Here is a 15,940-nt window from a genome sequence, read left to right as displayed (position 1 = left end):
CGCCGCCTTTTGAAGGGATCCATCATCGGCGCCGGCCAGGTAGGCATGGCCTGTGCCTACTCGATGGTAATCCAGAACACTCTGGATGAGCTGGTCCTTCACGACATCGACCGCAACAAGTTGGAAGGGGAAGTGATGGATCTGGTGCACGGGATCCCCTTTGTGGAGCCGACGCGGATACGGGCAGGGGAACTGGCTGATTGCGCCGGATCAGACGTGGTGATTTTAACGGCAGGGGCTAAGCAGCGGCCTGGAGAAACCCGTTTGGATTTGGTGCAGCGCAACGTCGAGATCTTCAAAGGCTTGATCCCGGCCTTGATGGCGCATTGCCCTGACACACTCCTTTTGGTGGTGAGCAATCCCGTTGACATCATGACTTACGTTTCCCTGAAGTTGTCGGGGTTGCCGGCAGGGCAGGTGATCGGGTCGGGGACGGTTTTGGACACAGCCCGCTTTCGCTATCTTTTGGCGGAGCGCCTGGGGGTGGATCCGCGTAGCCTGCACGCCTACATCATCGGCGAACATGGAGATAGCGAGGTGGCCGCTTGGAGCAAGGTGAACATTGCCGGTACCCCGATTGGGGAACTCTCGCCGGACTGGGATCCCGCCTATTTGGGGGATATCTTCGAGCAGGTGCGCAACGCTGCCTACGAGATCATCCGTCGCAAAGGGGCCACCAGCTACGCCATCGGGTTAGGGGTGACGCAAATTGTCCAAGCCCTGCTGCGGGATCAACACCGCGTTTTAACCGTGAGCAGCCTCACCCAAGGGGAGTACGATCTGCCAGAGGTCTGTCTCAGCTTGCCCAGAGTGGTCGGGCGGCAGGGGGTGGAACGCACGCTGGCCATGTCCCTCACCGAGAGTGAGCGCAAGCAGCTGCACCGCTCGGCCCAGATCTTGCGGCAAGTCATCGACAGCATCCGGTGGTAGCCTAGATCTCCTGGACTTTTGTCGCTCCCCTCCAAGCTGGGGGATCCCTTGGTCAGCTAGAAATCGCAGGAGCCCCGCACTGTACCCGTAGGGTCGGTGTCGGGAGGAATGCGCTTTGATGAAGTACAATGAACTTATGAGCCAAGTCCTGACCATATCCTGCAAGCTCAAGGTGTCCCCGTCGCAAGCCGCCAAATTGGACGCGACGATGGATGCCTTTGTACAGGCATTGAACTGGGTCAACCAAAACACACCAGAAAAAGTAGTCAACGCAGTCAAACTCCAATCCCTTTGCTACTACGAGATTCGAGCCCGGTTTGGCTTGTCCAGTAACTTGGCTCAACAGGTGTGCAGACGGGTAGCGGGTTCCCGCAAAGTGGCTAAGCAGAAAAAGCGTCCCGTCAAGGAGTTTAAGAGCGGCTTTGTTACCTACGACGCCCGTATCTTTTCGTTCCGTCAAAAAGACTGGACGGTGTCGCTCACCACGGTTGAAGGGAGAGAACGCTTTGAACTGGCCATTGGCAACTACCAGCGTGGGATGCTGGCTGGTTCCAACCCCAAATCCGCCACCCTGGTCAAGCGCAAAGATGGCTCCTACTACATCCAGATTTGCGTAGAGAAAAAACCACCCAAGCAACAAGATACCGACAAGGTGATCGGGGTGGATTTGGGCAGGACGGATATTGCTCATACATCGGAAGGAGATCACTGGAATGGACAGCAGTTGAACAGAGTCCGAGACCACTACTCCCGGTTGAGGGCGGTACTCCAACGCAAAGCCAGTAAGGGCACACGCAGTTCGCGGCGCAGATGCCGTCAACTGCTGCAACGGCTGTCTGGCAAGGAGAGGCGCTTTCAAGCGTGGGTTAATCATCGCATCTCCAAAGCTATTGTCTCCAGGGCAAAAGCTACCAACAGTGCTATCGCTCTGGAAGACCTGACAGGGATCCGGGAAAGGGTTAATCAACAGCCACGGAGCAAAGCTGAACGGCGCAGGGCCAACAGTTGGGCGTTCTACCAGCTTAGGATGTTTGTGGTCTACAAGGCTGCCATCGCCGGAGTGCCTGTAGTACTGGTTCCGCCTGCCTACACGTCGCAGACCTGCCACCGGTGTTTGCACATCCATCCCGATCCTACGCAATCCTATCGCAGTGGGAAGAAGTTTAAGTGTGGGCACTGTGGATGGGAAGGGGATGCGGACTGGAATGGGGCCAACATGATTGCCAAACTTGGGGCTGCCGTAAACCAGCCTAGAGGTCCGTGGTTGGCTTGCCAACTGCAGGGCTACCGAAAGCCCGCCCTGTACTGCGAAGTAGTCAGGGTCGGGTAGTTTACTGGGCGAGGGCCGCAGCTGGCGGCAGGAGGTGGTCTATGGAAGCAGAGGTGCAACAGGGGCAGCAATCGCCTGAGGGCCAACTGGAGAAGCGCCCCCCTTCTCCGCCTTGGGCCGGGATCCCCTTACAGAGGGGCCTCGGTCACCGGGTACGGCAGCACGTCAATCCCCTGCAGGCGCAGTATCAGCAGCCCACCCCCCCACCCCATTGGGAACGGGTATACCGGCGGCTGGGGCAGCCCTTTCATCTGGATATCGGCACAGGGAGCGGACGATTTCTGCTGCGCCTCGCTCAGGAGCAGCCCGACTGGAACTTCCTGGGGGTAGAGATTCGGCAGGCGCTGGTGGAGCGGGCCAATGCCTGGCGGGATGAGCTGGGGCTGGATAACGTCCATTTTCTGTTTGCCAACATCAATGTCTCTTTGCGGCATCTGTTTGCGCCGGGGGATCTCAGCCGGGTGACCATCCTATTTCCGGATCCCTGGTTCAAAAAGCGCCATCACAAACGGCGGATCGTCCAGCCCCAACTGGTGGCGGATCTGGCTCTGCTGCTGCGACCGGGCAGCCCCGTCTTCCTGCAATCGGATATCCAAGAGGTGGCCGAAGAAATGGCAGCTCGATTTTTGGATCATCCGCAGTTTTGGGATCCCCACCAGGGGCCTTTGGACTCCAATCCCCTCGGCATTCCCACGGAGCGAGAGTGGCACTGCCTACAACTGGGCCTGCCCATCTATCGCTATTGGCTGGAGCGACGGTGACAACAGGACAAATCCGTAATGCAGTAATAACAACTCCATTCCGCCAAGACAAACAGAAGATAGGATATAACCCGCTTGAGTTGGATCCGTCGCCGCAATGTCTCACTCTGAAACCACGGCCTCTGCCGACCCCTCCTCTGCTTGGTTTTCTGTTCGCCGTGGGATCCTCAACCTGCTGAGCCTATTGGCCATTGTGATTGTCGGGCTTTCTCTTTCCAGCAGTTGGTTTCAGCCGCCGCCCCAAACGCAGTTGGATTTGTTGCAAACCGATCTCGCCCTGCAGGCTTCCCGCACCCTCGATGATCCCCGCTATCAGGATCTGGCACGGGCACTTTTGGGTCAGGATGTGTTCAAGGTGGCCCAAAATCGCTATCAGCAGACTGCCGATAACTACGCCGAACGCCTGAAACGCTTGAAACGGCTGGCCCGTTTAACTCCTGCTGGCGAATCTGAGGCGGCCAGCCCAGAACTGGCCCAATCTCCAGAGGTGGATCCTGCCCTTCTGGCCTCAATGCAAGATTTGCAGACGGAGCTGGATGCGCTTTGGCTGCGCCTTGGCTTGCTCTATGCCTACCAAGAAGATCTGGAAGCTGCTCAGCAGCAATGGCAGCAGATCATCGACCTGGAACGTCCCGTGGAGCTGGAATCGAGCCAAAAGGGGGCAGCGCGGGTTTTGCAAGGGCTGTGGGGAACACCGCGGCGCATCTTGCCAGAGGCGGAAGTGCAGATCCGCAATCATCTGGATGGCTGGTTTGAGGCGGTGGCCCTGCAACAGCTTTACCGACTGCAGCAGCGCAGCGATAGCCTGAATGCCCTCAACCAACAGCAGGAAAAATTGGCCTTGGCGGCTCTGTTTCGACTGGCGGTGGTGGGCGGGATCCCCGTGCTGGGGGCACTGCTGGGGTTGATGCTCTTGTTGGGCTGGCTGGGCTGGAGCCTTTGGCGCAAACGTCCGCTCCTGGGCCCTGCTTGGGAAGTGCCTTGGCCGGGGATCGGGGCGCAAGCGGTGTTGACCGGCTGGTTTTTGGGGTTTATCGCCCTCAACGCTTTGGTGCCTCGACTTTACATCATCATCCTCGGCCTGGGGGCAGAGCAGCTCAGCCCTTGGCACCAGGCGGTGGCCCTGTTTCTCACCTACAACTCCGGCGCTGTGCTGGGGGCGGGGTTGTTGTACCGTCTCTTGCACACCTACCCCGGCTGGCAGAGGGTGCTGCAGGTGCGGTTGTGGGACCCTTGGCTGCTGTGGGGCCTGTGTGGCTACTGGGTGGCCTTGCCTTTGGTGGTGCTGGCAGCGGCGCTGTCGCAGTTGCTGCTGCCGCAGGCAGGGGGTGGGAATCCCATTTTGCCCCTGCTGCTGGATAGCCATGGTTGGGGGGCGCGGTTGGTGTTTTTGGCCGTGGTGTCTGTCTGTGCCCCTGTTTTTGAGGAGGTGCTGTTCCGGGGCTTTTGGCTGCCTACTCTAAGCCGCTACCTGCCTATGGGGGCCGCCATTGGGCTTAGCGCCTTCACCTTTGCCCTTGCCCACCTCAACCTTTCCGATCTGCTGCCTTTGACCATGCTGGGGGTGGTGCTGGGGGTGGTGTACAGCCACAGCCGCAACCTGCTGGCTCCCATCCTGCTGCACAGCCTCTGGAATACGGGATCCCTGGTCACGCTGCTGGTGCTGGGAGGAGCGCGTTAAGGGGATCTCTGTCTGCCTACTTTTTCCTGCCGAAGAGGCGGCTAAAGAACCCGCCGTTGTCCTCCTTACGGGGAGGTGGCACCACTTTCTGAGCTTGGCTCGTTTGGCGGCTGGGCGAGGGAACGGGCTGTTGGGTGGTGACCTGCTGCAGCCAGCGGCGCACCTCGGCCATCAACTCGGCGTTGGCAGGTTCTAGGCGACTGGCTTGCATAAAGTCTGCTTTGGCCATGCCGGTATTCCCCTGCTTCAGGTGGGCAATGCCTCGGTGCAGGTAGTAGCGGGCCACGTTGGGCTCAGCGCTGATGGCAAAGTTCAGATACTGCACCGCATCCCGGTATTGCTTGCGCTCGATCATGTCCAAGGCTTGGATAAAGCGGGTTTCCGCAGGGCTGAGCTTGGGAGCCGGAGGTGGGGTGGGAACGGGCTGAACAGGGGGACGGGTGGGCGGAGCAACGACGGGGGAGGCTGGGATCCCACCCACAGTGGTACGGCTGGGGGAAGGGGTTGGGATCCCGGTCGCGGTAGTGGTTCTAGAGGCAGGGGCTAGGCTCCCCTGGTAGCCGGCCTTGAGCAACAAATAGGCCAGGTTCAGCTCGCTCAATTGCTCGGTTTTCTCGAGCAGGGTTTCCATGGAGCTGTATTGCTCTTTGGCCAGCTTCTCCACCCGCCTGACATACTCTTCTTGCCAATGGGGGTGCTCGGCCAAGCCCTTGACAGCTTCCCCAGAGGGCCAAAGATCCGGGGGGGGCGTCTCCAAAAGGCGTTTAATCCGCATTTTGAGCACCGTTTCGTATTCCCCTCGCTCCCGCTCTTTGGTCAGCACTTCGTTGGCCGGGTTGACCAGCTTGGCAAAGAGGATGTTGGCGCGTTCTGCACCTTCGGGATCCCCCACAAACCGATCCGGGTGGAGGGCCTTGGCCGCCTGCAGGTAGCCGCGCCGGATCCCCTTGGAGTCGGCGGTAAGGGGCACGCCTAAGATGGCGAAATGGTCAGTCTCGTAGCGGGCTAGTCCTCGGTTGAGGCGGGGGACATTAGAGTTGGATCCCATAGTTGCCACTTCTCTAAAATCTGCTGCAAGGTTCCGTTTTCGATCAGGCTGGAAATCGCCCCATCCACAGCTTCCTTCAGGGAAGGATGCTGAGAGGATACTACTCCCACCAGAGGCATGGGGAACAGGGGCGGCCCCACCAGGCGCAGTCGGGATCCAGCTTGGCGCAGGTTCAGGGCGGCAACGGGCTGATCGACCAGCACAGCATCCAACTGGCCAGCCTGTAGCTGAGCAAACAAGCGCTCAGGGTTACTGGTGGCAAAGAGACGAATGGCGTTGCCTCTCCTCTCGTTGTACGCCTCCAGCAGGGCTGCCCCCGTACTGTTAACTACAATGCCCACTTTGCGGCCAAATAATTGCGACAGTGCTTCAATGGCCGGTTCCTCTGGCCCGGAGGCGGGGGAGGGATCCCGTACCACCAAGCGCTGCGGGCTGAGGTAGTAGGGCCGGGTGGCCAGAAACTGCTCCGGATCCAATCCCAAAGCTTCCCGCGCTCCCCAGATCAAGTCCACCTCATCCGCTTGCAAGGCCGCCAACTGCTCGCTCCAGGCCACGTAGATGGGATCCACCTGCACCTGAAGGGTTTGGGCAAGCGCCTCCAGGATATCCCACTCGAAGCCGGCGTAGGTTTGTCGCTCCAAGTCGGTATAGAGATAGGCCGGCCCCAGACTGGGATCCAAGCCAACCCGAATGCGCCCCCGGGCCTGGATCTCGGCCCAACGGGAATCGAGGGGCTGTGCCTGCTCGGTGGGGGCGACTTTCCCTTGTGCCGGCTGAGGGTAACCGGGGCCAGCAGTGGCGACCCCAAGGGCCATCGCTCCCAAGAGGAGAGCCAGGCCGAACTGTGCCGCCCGGCAGCCATGTCGCTGTTTTCCGGGGAGTCCGCTAACCCATCTCCTATCTACCCTGCCCAACATAGGGTTCTTGGAATCTTCTTGATTATTCCTCGATTATTCGTCAGCTACTTCTGTCTTCAATTCAACTCAACTGGGGAGCTTTCCCGGTTCTGATAGGCTGGGCGTGGATCCCGCCGCATGGGAAAGGAGACCGGCAAAGGCTGTACTTGGGCCAATTCTTCTTGCAGAGCAGCGTGTAACCAGCCATTGCTGGCCAACAGTCGGCCACTGTAAACGTCCACCGGGCTGCCATCATAAGCGGTCACCTTGCCGCCTGCCTCCCGCACCAGAACGATCCCTGCGGCAATGTCCCAAGGGGAGAGGCCCCGCTCCCAATAGCCATCCAACTGGCCGGTGGCCACATAGGCCAAATCCAGAGCTGCAGATCCGCCGCGCCGTACTCCTTGGGTGAGATGGGTAAAGTGGCAAAACTCGGCGTAGTTGTTGTCGGGGGTTTCGCGACGATCGTAGGCAAAGCCGGTAACCAGCAGGCTCCGAGACAATTCAGCCGTTGTGGAGACTCGAATGGGTTGACGGTTGCGGGTGGCCCCCATTCCTTGGACGGCGCGAAACAGATCCCCGCGAAAAACGTCACAAACAACCCCCAAAACCGGCTCCCGCCCCTGCAGCAAACCGATGGAGACGGCGGCAAAAGGGTAGCCATGGGCAAAGTTGGTGGTGCCATCTAGGGGATCGATCATCCAAGCGTAGGCACCCTCCGGGGATCCCTGCTGGCCTGATTCCTCGGTCAAGATGACATCTTCGGGGAAGTGCCGCCTCAAGATTTTCAAGATGAGATCCTCAGAAGCGCGATCCGCCGCAGTCACCAAGTCGCCCGGACGTTTCTCCTCAATGGCAAGGGTGCCCCCCACATAACTGCGCAGCAAAGCCCCTGCCTCCAGGGCAGCTTCTGTGGCCACATCCAACCGACGCAGCAGGGCCTCTGTCACACCCCTACCTCAAGAATCTGTTACTCAGGATAGCCCGCGAAGGCTGAGGCTCCCAAGGGATCCCTGAAAGCCAAAATAGGCCCAACCCAAACCCAATTTTTTGGGAAAGGGGGTATCTCCAAGACTGCCTATAGCGTATAGTACAGTACACTGGGGCTTGTGGGTTTTCCGGCAGCCCGCCAAGACCAGAGTTCCTTTGAAAGCAGTAGGGTTTTGGGGAACTATAGATAAGACTATAGATAAGACTTTAGACTATAGATAAGACTTTGAATTTGGAAAGCCAAGCTGCTGTGAATGGCGTTGAGCGTTGAGGGGGGAAGGCCGTTGTCACATAGCTACGACGATTTCTTTACCTCCACCACGGCGGTTGGCGGGAAAAGTCTTCTTCCCAGCCAGGGCTTTGATCTGCCGGCGGATTTGTTCGATCAAGTCCCTGAACGGCCGGTATCCCATCCGGAGTTCACCATGTCCATCTGCCATCCTGTCCGGCCCTGCAGCTACATCCTGCGGGAGAATATCTACACGGTTGGACGGGATCCCTCCAACGCCATCCAGATCGTCAATCGGTTTGTCTCGCGTCACCACGCTTACCTGGTGCGGGTGCCCACCAAGTCCAACCGGACAGGGTTTACCTATTGCCTGATCGACGGCAACCGCAAGGGCCAGTCCAGTACCAATGGGGTGTTTGTCAACGGCACGCGGGTGGCCACTCACTACCTGAGGAGCGGAGATGTCATCTATTTCGGGCCAGAGATCCGCGCCTATTTCTTCGAGGTGGCCCGCATTCTCCCTGTGAACCCCTTTGACATCGGCCCTGGCCTTGGCGAAGAGCATGCCTCTAACCCCCAAAACCCTGAACTTTGCTGAATTTACTGAGCTTTAGGCGGTTTGGCAAAAGTCATTGAGAGGGATATAGTAGACCAAGTTTCCCCCTGATCCTTGAGTCCACCGCAACGGTTGCCGGGAAGTGAAGGGGGAAAGCGCTCGGGGGGTATTCCTCAGGGCTTTGCGGGATACCGCCTTCCTGCTCAGAGATAGGCAGGATGCGATCGCTTCTTTCCTGAACCATGTTCAGGAGAGTTCAGCGTGAATGTATCAGCTTCAGCTTCCCCACGACACAGGAAGCCACCGCAACTGTTGACAGACCCGAAGCTGCATCGCTAGATTAATTAAGCTGGTTAAGCAATGTGAATTGGGGCATCGCCAAGCGGTAAGGCAGCGGGTTTTGGTCCCGCCATTCGGTGGTTCGAATCCATCTGCCCCAGCTCAAAATCCTGTCGAAAGCACAAAGCGCAAGCCCCTGGGATCCCGTGCAGACCGGAGGGTGCGGCTCTGGGCATCAGCAGGGCGGTTAACTAGGGGATTGCAGAGTCGCCTTTGCCAACGGAGGCCCTGGCTTGGCAGGACTGGCCGCGGAGAGAATGACAACAACCAGAAACCAAGGGTGAGGGATCCGGGGTGAGCTGTTCAGGTCGATCCTTGATGGTGGTGGGAACTTCTTCCCATGTGGGCAAAACCCTTTTGGTGACAGCCCTCTGTCGCATTCTCAAGAAAGCGGGAAAAAGGGTCGCCCCCTTCAAAGCTCAGAATATGTCCCTCAACGCCTATGTCACCCCAGACGGCAAGGAGATTGCCTACGCGCAGGCTCTGCAAGCTTGGGCTGCCGGGATCCCCCCTGCGGTGGAAATGAACCCGATTCTTCTGAAGCCCCAGGGCAACCTGACTTCCCAGATCGTCTTGAACGGAGTGGCGGTGGGCACCTACCGCGCCGGAGAGTATTACGAGCGCTGGTTTGCGCCGGCCTGGCAAGCGGTCAAAGAAGCCCTTGCTCGCCTACAACAGCAGTACGACTGGATCCTTTGCGAGGGGGCAGGTAGCCCAGCAGAGGTGAACCTCAAACATCGGGACTTGGCAAATATGCGGGTTGCCTTGCATTTGGGATCCCCCACTTGGCTGGTGGCGGACATCGACCGAGGTGGGGCGCTGGCCCATGTGGTGGGCACACTCCAACTGCTGGAACCCGAAGAACGGGCCCTGATCCGGGGCATTGTCATCAACAAGTTTCGCGGCTCGCGGGAATTGTTGCAGCCCGGCCTGGACTGGCTGGAAAACTACACCGGGATCCCCGTCGTTGGTGTCTTGCCTTGGTTGGATTGGGTTCTGCCCCAAGAGGATTCGATGGGAATTGCAGCCAACCCCCTGCTTTGGGAAGATCGCCGCGACCGGGCCGGTGGCCAAGCCCTGAGGGAAGGGCGACTGGAGATTGCTGTGGTTCGTCTGCCCCAGGTAGCCAACTTCTCGGATTTTGACCCCTTGTTGGCGGAGCCCACCGTCCATCTGCGCTGGGTTCACCCCGGCCAAAGTTTGGGATCCCCGGATGTGGTTATCCTGCCCGGCAGCAAGACCACCCTCAACGATCTGTTCGCGTTGCAAAAGACCGGCTTGGCCGATCAACTGCGCCAATACTCCGGCCATATCGTCGGCATTTGCGGCGGACTGCAAATGTTGGGAGAAACCATCGCCGATCCCGAAGGCTGGGAGGGGATCGCCGGCACCTACTCGGGGTTGGGCTTTCTCCCTTTGACCACCGTTTTACAGCCCACCAAGGTCACCCAGCAGGTACAGACCCAAAGCCGATGGCCTGCCCTGGCCCCCATCCAGGGGTACGAAATTCATCAGGGATCCACCCAGGCGGATCCCTCTGGCTGCCTGCCGCTGTTCGAGCAAGAGAACCTGGGCTGGCGGGATCCCACGGGTCGGATTTGGGGCAGCTATCTGCATGGCCTGTTTGACAACCACCTGTGGCGGCGACAATGGCTGAACTGGCTGCGCCGACAAAAAGGCTGGGATCCCTTGCCGGATCTGGAGGGCCACTATGCTCAGCAGCGGGAGCAATTGCTGGAGCGCCTGGCCGATCTGTGGCAGCCTCACCTGGACTTGGGCCTGTTGATGGAATAGCCCATCGGCGATGGGGGAGAGAAGTGGGGTGGGAGGCTATGTTGCGCCAGGTTACGCCAGCGCGACCGGAAATCCAGGATCCACTCAACCGGTTGCCTCGGCTACCTCTGCCTGACCCGAAGAAGTCCGCTCCGAAAGACTTATGCAACGCTGAACAAAACAGAACTTTGCCCAGCATCGCTGCTTTCTTCCTGCTTCAGCGACCCATGACTAGCGGCAGAGTTCACCCCCACCACCCCGCCAGAGGAGTCTCCACAGGCGTCACTTCCCCCAGAGCTTGGGGTAGTTCTGTACCACCGCAACAGGTTTAGGGCTGCATTCAAGTCGCGGTCTAGCTCCAGACCACAACACGGGCAGCAAAACACCCTTTCCTGCAGTGGCATCTTCTGTCGGTGCCCACACCCTGAACACAGTTGGCTGGACGGATAAAACCTATCCGCCACCACCACCTGACAGCCGTAGAGCCGGGCCTTATACTCTAGCTGTCGCCGTTCGCGATAGCGGGACGGAGTCCTCAACTCGTAGAACCCACAGTCTGACAGCGCTCCTGCCAGCTTGCGGTTCTTGAGCAGGTTCTTCACCTGCAAGCCCTCAATCACCACCACCCGATACTTCTTGGCCAGGTAAGTCGTTAGCTTGTGCAGATTGTCTTGCCGAATGTCTGCCACCCGCTTATGGGCCTTGCCTAACTGCACCACCGCCTTCTTACGGTTAGCGGATCCCTTCTGCTTGCGACTCAGCCGCCGTTGCAGTCTGGCCAGACGCTTCCTCGCCTTGCGGTAGGGCTTTGGATTCTCGAATACTTCCCCGTCGGAACAGGTGGCCAGGTGATGGATACCTAAGTCCACTCCCACAACTTCCCCGGTCTTCTCCACCTGAGGCGCTGGAGCTTCATATTTGAAGGAGATATACCAATGTCCGGCGCGAAGACTAATGACCACGTTCTTGGGTGTGGTCGCCGGAAGTAACTCTGCACAGCGCAGCCAACCGAAGATAGGCACCTTGATGCGGTCGCCAGAAATGCGGATGCTGCCTTCTAGGTAAAAGCTGTCTCGCACTCCCTTGCGTTTGAAGCGGGGGAACTTCCCCAACCCACCCCGCCAGCGCTTAAAGGCTTGCTCCAAGTTGCGTAATGCCTGCTGAGGAGCGCATTTGGAGACCTGGTAGTACCAGGGGTTTTCCTTCTTAACCTCGGCTACCAGGCGCTTGTGCAGGTCAATGGCGGTGGGGAGTTTCTGCCGGTTCTCCAGGGCTTGCCGACAGATGGCCAGGCCCCAGTTGTAGGCGTGACGGGCTACCCCAGCGTGCTGAGCGGCTAGGGTCTTCTGCCGGTTATTCAGCTCTAAGCGGGTGCGGAATCCAAGCAGCATTCAGATAGCCGCGGCCAACATGCTTAGTTTAATGGCTATTTCGGTTCCGCAAAGTAACCAATTGTTCAGCAGATCGGGGACTAGAGGCAGCCCCTGTAGCTTGTTCGCGAAAGCGTCGCGCAGCGGTAAGGGAGCGATCCAACAATTCCATCGGGTGATAGATGGGGATCCCGGCTTTGCCCTGTAGGCGCAGATGTTTCTGGATTTGTAGGCGGCAGCCGATATTGGCAGAGACAATCCCCTGAGCACCGGTGTTAAGCAAGTTCTTTACCTTCTGGGATCCCAGCTCATCCGCCACCTGGGGTTGCAACAGGTTGTAGACGCCGGAGCTACCACAGCAGAGGGCCGCATCGACGGGATCCCGCAGCTCCAGACCCGGGATTTGCCGCAGCAGGTGTCGGGGTTCCTGGCTGAGCCGCTGCCCATGCAGCATGTGACAGGCATCCTGGTAGACCAGCACCAGGGGTTCCGGCTGCAGCGGGTGTAGGGGAGCCGTTAACCCCACCTGAGCGAGAAACTCCTGAATGTCCTTGACCTGGGCGGCAAATCGGGCTGCCTTCTCTTTGTAGTCGGGATCCCTGGCCAATAGGTGGCCATAGTCTTTCAGGGTATGCCCGCAGCCGGAAGCGGTGATCAGAATGGCATCCAACTCGTAATCGGCAAAGGCATCGATCATCTGGCGGGCCAGGGTTTCCGCCTGCTGCAGTTGCCCTTGATGGTGGGGCAAGGCCGCACAACAGCCCTGGACAGGCGGGATCACCACCTCACAGCCGTTGTGGGTCAAGACGCGAATGCTGGCCTCATTTACCTGTGGGGCAAACAGGCGCTGCACACAGCCCAAAATGAGCCCCACCCGGAAACGGCGTTCTCCCACCGCCGGGATCCGCTCCGGATAGCGCTTGGGCAAAAGGTGCTCCACCTCCAGGGGGGGCATCAGGGATTCCATGGCCGCCAAACGCGGGGAGACCTTTTCCAGACCCTTTCGGATCCAGGTGCCGATCCCCATTTTTTGGTACAGCCAGAGAGGCCACAGCAGCGGTTGCAGCCGCTCCGGGTAAGGAAACACCGAGAAGATGAACTGGCGGTAAAGCCGATCCCAAAGGCTACGTGGGTAGTTGCGTTCGATTTGCGGGCGGGTGGCGGCAATTAAGCGGTCATATTGCACCCCCGATGGACAGGCCGTAACACAGGCCAAACAGCCCAAACAACTGTCGAAGTGGGAAACCGTAGCCGCCGAGAGGGAGATTTGACCTTGGTTGAGAGCCTCCATCTGATAGATGCGCCCCCGCGGCGAGTCCGTCTCTTTGCCGATTACACGGTAGCTGGGGCAGGTGGTCAGGCAAAACCCGCAATGCACGCAGGCATCGATCAGCTTGGGATCCGGGGGATCCACGCCGTCAAAACTTGGCCCTTTGGATACGTTCATCGGCCTCTAGCTCTCAGCACAAAAGCCTGCTGTACAGACTCAATCTTGCCTTTTGGCTTGTTTTGGGGTTTTGGAGGTGCCCCCGTTTCCTGCATCTTAATCCGGGAACAAAGCGGCTGAGGCGTTCTATCCAGATCCAGACGCTCCTTTCGTCCGTACTACCCTGAAGAAGGGACTCCCCGGACGGATTCCCTCTCAATCGATCCCTCGTTAACCCTCTTCGAGTTGTCTGTGCTCTGCACAGCACGGAGTGCTATGAAAGTGCAACACCTCTTCACCTCAGCTCTTGTGGGCGCAGCCCTCTCCAGTTTGAGCCTGCCCACCGCCGCTCTGGCCCAGGCCAACCTGCGGGAACTCCCTCCAGACTTGGCAGAACAGCTCACCACAGAGCAAATTTTGCAAGCCTGCGCCAACAACCAAGCAGATACTTTGCCCAGCCCTTTCCCGGATGTGGTGCCAAGCGATTGGGCCTACAAGGCAGTGCTTACCCTCTACTACTGTGGAGCCTACCGAGGGGCCATTCCACCGGAGCAATTCCGGCGCTACTTGGAGCAACAACGGGGATCCCAAACTTAGGCGGGCCTGCACCTCAAGCCGGATACATCTCTTGGATCAGATGGGCATAGCGCTCGGCCACCGGGTTGCGCTTGATCTTCAGGGTCTGGGTCATGAGGCCGTTTTCCACGCTCAGCGGCTCCGGCAAGAAGCGAAAGTCGCTGACCTGCTCGTCGGGCCGGTAGCCAGGGCGTTCTTGGATGCGGCGGCGCACCTCCTGCAAAATCAAGGTGCGGATCTGGGGCTGGGCCAGCAGCTCGGCTTCCTCAGCCGGGATCCCTTGCTCGGCAGCCCAGGCTTTGAGGGCATCGAGGTTGGGGTAGATGAGTGCAGCCAATTTCTTTTGGTCTTGCCCGACGATCACGATCTGACTGATGTAAGGAGATTGCAGACAAGCATCTTCCAGCGGCTGGGGCTCGATGTTCTCCCCATTGAGTAGGACGATGACATCCTTGGCTCTGCCGGTGATCACCAGTTGCCCGTCGGGGGTGAGCCAGCCCAGATCCCCCGTTTCAAACCAGCCGTCGGAGCTGAGCACCTTGGCGGTGGCTTCCGGGTTGTTGTAGTAGCCCATCATCACCTGCGGGCCACGGGCCAGGATTAGTCCTTTTTCTCCAGGGGGCAGCGGCTGTCGAGTTTCAGGATCCACAATGCGAAACTCCGTCCCCGGCAGAGGGGGGCCAGCCGTACCGCGCACATTGTTGTCTGGACGCCGCGCGCACAACACCGGCGAAGTTTCGGTGAGGCCGTAGCCATTCAAGATGGAAATGCCCACCACCTCGTAGAACAGATCCAAGTAGGCAGGCAGGGATCCACCGCCGCTGATGGCATGTTGAAAATTGGGGCCCAACGCCCGTCGTACCTTGCGGTAGATCAGCACATCGGCCAATCGGTGCAGGGGCCAGAGCAGCCAATGTTGCAGGCGAGCCTGCAGGCGCACCCAGGGGCTGACTCCGTAATGCAAAATCGACTGGTTGCGAGCTATCCGTCCAGAGAGCACATGGCTCTCACTCACGGCCATCAGAGCGCGGATCAGCCGCTGCATCAGGGGGCTTTTCTCTTTGAATTGCCGTTGGATCCCTTCATAAACGGTTTCCCAAATCCGGGGCACTGCCACCAGAAAATGGGGGTGCTCCTGTTGGAAATCTTGTTTGATAAAGCGAGGGCTGGTATAGACCAACATGCAGGCGCGGCTGAGGAGAAAATACTCGCAAGCCCGCTCATAAGAGTGCCAAGTGGGCAGAATGGTCAGCACCTTATTCCCCGGTTGTGGCTGTACGACCACGCCCAAGTTCTCCACCTGGTGCATCAGGTTGCCGTGGCTGAGCATCACCCCCTTGGGCCGACCGGAGGTGCCGGAGGTGTAGATGATGGTGGCCAGTTGGGATCGCTCCAGCTTTGGGGGTTGGTAGGTGTGTTCCCGACCCTTTTGCAGCCATTGGGAAAAGTTCAGCACCCCTGCTTCCTGCTCATCGGAAAGCAACAGCAGCCGTTCCAGGCCCAGCTCCTGCACATCCGGCCGGATCCGCCTCAGGGTCTTCAGATCCTGAGCAATCAGGGCCGTGCTACCGGAGTGGCGCAAGATGTAGCCCAGCTCACTGGGATCCGCCACAGCGCTGCGGGGCACATTCACAGCTCCCGTGAACATCGTGGCCAGATCGGCCATCAGCCAGCGGGGGGAGTTATCGGCAAAAATGGCCACCCGATCCCCCGGGCAAATGCCCAAAGCCTGCAGGCCAGCCGCCAGGGTTTGAATGCGGCGAAACAGCTCTCCATAAGACATCTCGAAAACTGGCTGCGCGTGGGGATCCCGTAGGGCAACCTGACCGGCAAACTCTTCCGCCAGCACTTGCCAAACGTTCAGCAGCGTCGTCTCAGGGGCAGTGGGAGTAGCAGAAGCGGCAGCAGTTGTCATAGATCTGTACCGTAAATTACGTTTACAGTCTATTAAACCCAGCCTCTCTCCCCAGGTGTCGCTAGGACAGTTCCCAGCCTGTCACCCCATTCACCATCTTCCCCTTGCGGGGAAAAGGTA

General features: G+C 59.0%; 13 protein-coding genes and 1 tRNA gene. 8 read left to right on the top strand and 6 right to left on the bottom strand.

The features are described from left to right. The first annotated feature begins 9 nt into the window (after window positions 1-9). From ACVWY9_RS09450 to ACVWY9_RS09435, 4 genes are all read left to right on the top strand, one after another. Complete coding sequence (locus ACVWY9_RS09450; RefSeq protein ID WP_457388197.1) at window positions 10-930, top strand: L-lactate dehydrogenase; 921 nt, start codon at window positions 10-12, stop codon at window positions 928-930. 136 nt (window positions 931-1,066) lie between these two features. Further along, window positions 1,067-2,260: an RNA-guided endonuclease InsQ/TnpB family protein gene (locus tag ACVWY9_RS09445; protein ID WP_457388196.1), complete on the top strand. Its 1,194-nt coding sequence runs from the start codon at window positions 1,067-1,069 to the stop codon at window positions 2,258-2,260. A 41-nt stretch (window positions 2,261-2,301) separates the two neighbouring features. Continuing rightward, window positions 2,302-3,021 carry a tRNA (guanosine(46)-N7)-methyltransferase TrmB gene (trmB, locus tag ACVWY9_RS09440; RefSeq protein ID WP_414374841.1) on the top strand — a complete coding sequence of 240 codons (720 nt, stop codon included), beginning with the start codon at window positions 2,302-2,304 and terminating at the stop codon, window positions 3,019-3,021. A gap of 97 nt (window positions 3,022-3,118) precedes the next feature. Continuing rightward, window positions 3,119-4,702, top strand: coding sequence for a CPBP family intramembrane glutamic endopeptidase (locus ACVWY9_RS09435; RefSeq protein WP_457388177.1), 1,584 nt, complete (start codon window positions 3,119-3,121; stop codon window positions 4,700-4,702). A 16-nt stretch (window positions 4,703-4,718) separates the two neighbouring features. Here ACVWY9_RS09435 and ACVWY9_RS09430 read toward each other — a convergent pair whose 3' ends face one another. The 3 genes from ACVWY9_RS09430 to ACVWY9_RS09420 all read right to left on the bottom strand — a co-directional run bounded on the left by ACVWY9_RS09430 (window position 4,719) and on the right by ACVWY9_RS09420 (window position 7,596). Beyond that, entirely contained in the window at window positions 4,719-5,750 is a 1,032-nt protein-coding gene (locus tag ACVWY9_RS09430; RefSeq protein ID WP_457388176.1) for a DnaJ domain-containing protein, read from the bottom strand. Next, entirely contained in the window at window positions 5,708-6,565 is an 858-nt protein-coding gene (locus ACVWY9_RS09425) for an ABC transporter substrate-binding protein (protein ID WP_457388175.1), read from the bottom strand. The genes ACVWY9_RS09430 and ACVWY9_RS09425 overlap by 43 nt, the downstream gene beginning before the upstream one ends. A 158-nt stretch (window positions 6,566-6,723) precedes the next feature. Next, complete coding sequence (locus ACVWY9_RS09420; protein WP_414384140.1) at window positions 6,724-7,596, bottom strand: inositol monophosphatase family protein; 873 nt, start codon at window positions 7,594-7,596, stop codon at window positions 6,724-6,726. Between the two features lie 294 nt (window positions 7,597-7,890). Between ACVWY9_RS09420 and ACVWY9_RS09415 the strand changes: the two genes are divergently transcribed. The 3 genes from ACVWY9_RS09415 (at window position 7,891) to ACVWY9_RS09405 (ending at window position 10,554) form a co-directional block, all read left to right on the top strand. After that, the gene (locus ACVWY9_RS09415; protein ID WP_457388174.1) at window positions 7,891-8,463 is read left to right on the top strand and encodes an FHA domain-containing protein; all 573 of its coding nucleotides are present in this window, start codon (window positions 7,891-7,893) and stop codon (window positions 8,461-8,463) included. A gap of 326 nt (window positions 8,464-8,789) precedes the next feature. Further along, a tRNA-Gln gene (locus ACVWY9_RS09410) sits at window positions 8,790-8,861 on the top strand. Window positions 8,862-9,054: 193 nt separating this feature from the next. Then, window positions 9,055-10,554 carry a cobyric acid synthase gene (locus ACVWY9_RS09405; RefSeq protein ID WP_457388173.1) on the top strand — a complete coding sequence of 500 codons (1,500 nt, stop codon included), beginning with the start codon at window positions 9,055-9,057 and terminating at the stop codon, window positions 10,552-10,554. Between the two features lie 140 nt (window positions 10,555-10,694). Here the strand turns inward: ACVWY9_RS09405 and ACVWY9_RS09400 are convergent, their stop codons facing one another. Beyond that, window positions 10,695-11,924 carry an RNA-guided endonuclease InsQ/TnpB family protein gene (locus tag ACVWY9_RS09400; protein ID WP_457388172.1) on the bottom strand — a complete coding sequence of 410 codons (1,230 nt, stop codon included), beginning with the start codon at window positions 11,922-11,924 and terminating at the stop codon, window positions 10,695-10,697. Window positions 11,925-11,952: 28 nt separating this feature from the next. After that, on the bottom strand, window positions 11,953-13,350 hold the full coding sequence (locus ACVWY9_RS09395) for a (Fe-S)-binding protein (protein WP_457388171.1): 1,398 nt from the start codon (window positions 13,348-13,350) through the stop codon (window positions 11,953-11,955). Window positions 13,351-13,605: 255 nt separating this feature from the next. Between ACVWY9_RS09395 and ACVWY9_RS09390 the strand changes: the two genes are divergently transcribed. Further along, window positions 13,606-13,926: a hypothetical protein gene (locus ACVWY9_RS09390; protein WP_414331146.1), complete on the top strand. Its 321-nt coding sequence runs from the start codon at window positions 13,606-13,608 to the stop codon at window positions 13,924-13,926. A gap of 13 nt (window positions 13,927-13,939) precedes the next feature. Here ACVWY9_RS09390 and ACVWY9_RS09385 read toward each other — a convergent pair whose 3' ends face one another. Beyond that, the gene (locus ACVWY9_RS09385) at window positions 13,940-15,820 is read right to left on the bottom strand and encodes an AMP-dependent synthetase/ligase (protein WP_457388170.1); all 1,881 of its coding nucleotides are present in this window, start codon (window positions 15,818-15,820) and stop codon (window positions 13,940-13,942) included. Between the last annotated feature and the right edge of the window lie 120 nt (window positions 15,821-15,940).

Source organism: Thermostichus sp. OS-CIW-31, assembly GCF_054060305.1.
The sequence above is the reverse complement of the archived record's forward strand: the minus strand, read 5'-3'. Positions and strand labels throughout refer to the sequence as shown.

Bases quoted from the DNA above. Each gene is read 5' to 3' on its own strand.
- ACVWY9_RS09390 (WP_414331146.1), top strand. From the start codon at position 13,606: ATGAAAGTGCAACACCTCTTCACCTCAGCTCTTGTGGGCGCAGCCCTC.
- ACVWY9_RS09425 (WP_457388175.1), bottom strand. From the start codon at position 6,565: ATGGCCCTTGGGGTCGCCACTGCTGGCCCCGGTTACCCTCAGCCGGCA.
- trmB (WP_414374841.1), top strand. From the start codon at position 2,302: ATGGAAGCAGAGGTGCAACAGGGGCAGCAATCGCCTGAGGGCCAACTG.
- ACVWY9_RS09430 (WP_457388176.1), bottom strand. From the start codon at position 5,750: ATGGGATCCAACTCTAATGTCCCCCGCCTCAACCGAGGACTAGCCCGC.
- ACVWY9_RS09415 (WP_457388174.1), top strand. From the start codon at position 7,891: ATGGCGTTGAGCGTTGAGGGGGGAAGGCCGTTGTCACATAGCTACGAC.
- ACVWY9_RS09400 (WP_457388172.1), bottom strand. From the start codon at position 11,924: ATGCTGCTTGGATTCCGCACCCGCTTAGAGCTGAATAACCGGCAGAAG.
- ACVWY9_RS09385 (WP_457388170.1), bottom strand. From the start codon at position 15,820: ATGACAACTGCTGCCGCTTCTGCTACTCCCACTGCCCCTGAGACGACG.
- ACVWY9_RS09395 (WP_457388171.1), bottom strand. From the start codon at position 13,350: ATGAACGTATCCAAAGGGCCAAGTTTTGACGGCGTGGATCCCCCGGAT.
- ACVWY9_RS09435 (WP_457388177.1), top strand. From the start codon at position 3,119: ATGTCTCACTCTGAAACCACGGCCTCTGCCGACCCCTCCTCTGCTTGG.
- ACVWY9_RS09445 (WP_457388196.1), top strand. From the start codon at position 1,067: ATGAGCCAAGTCCTGACCATATCCTGCAAGCTCAAGGTGTCCCCGTCG.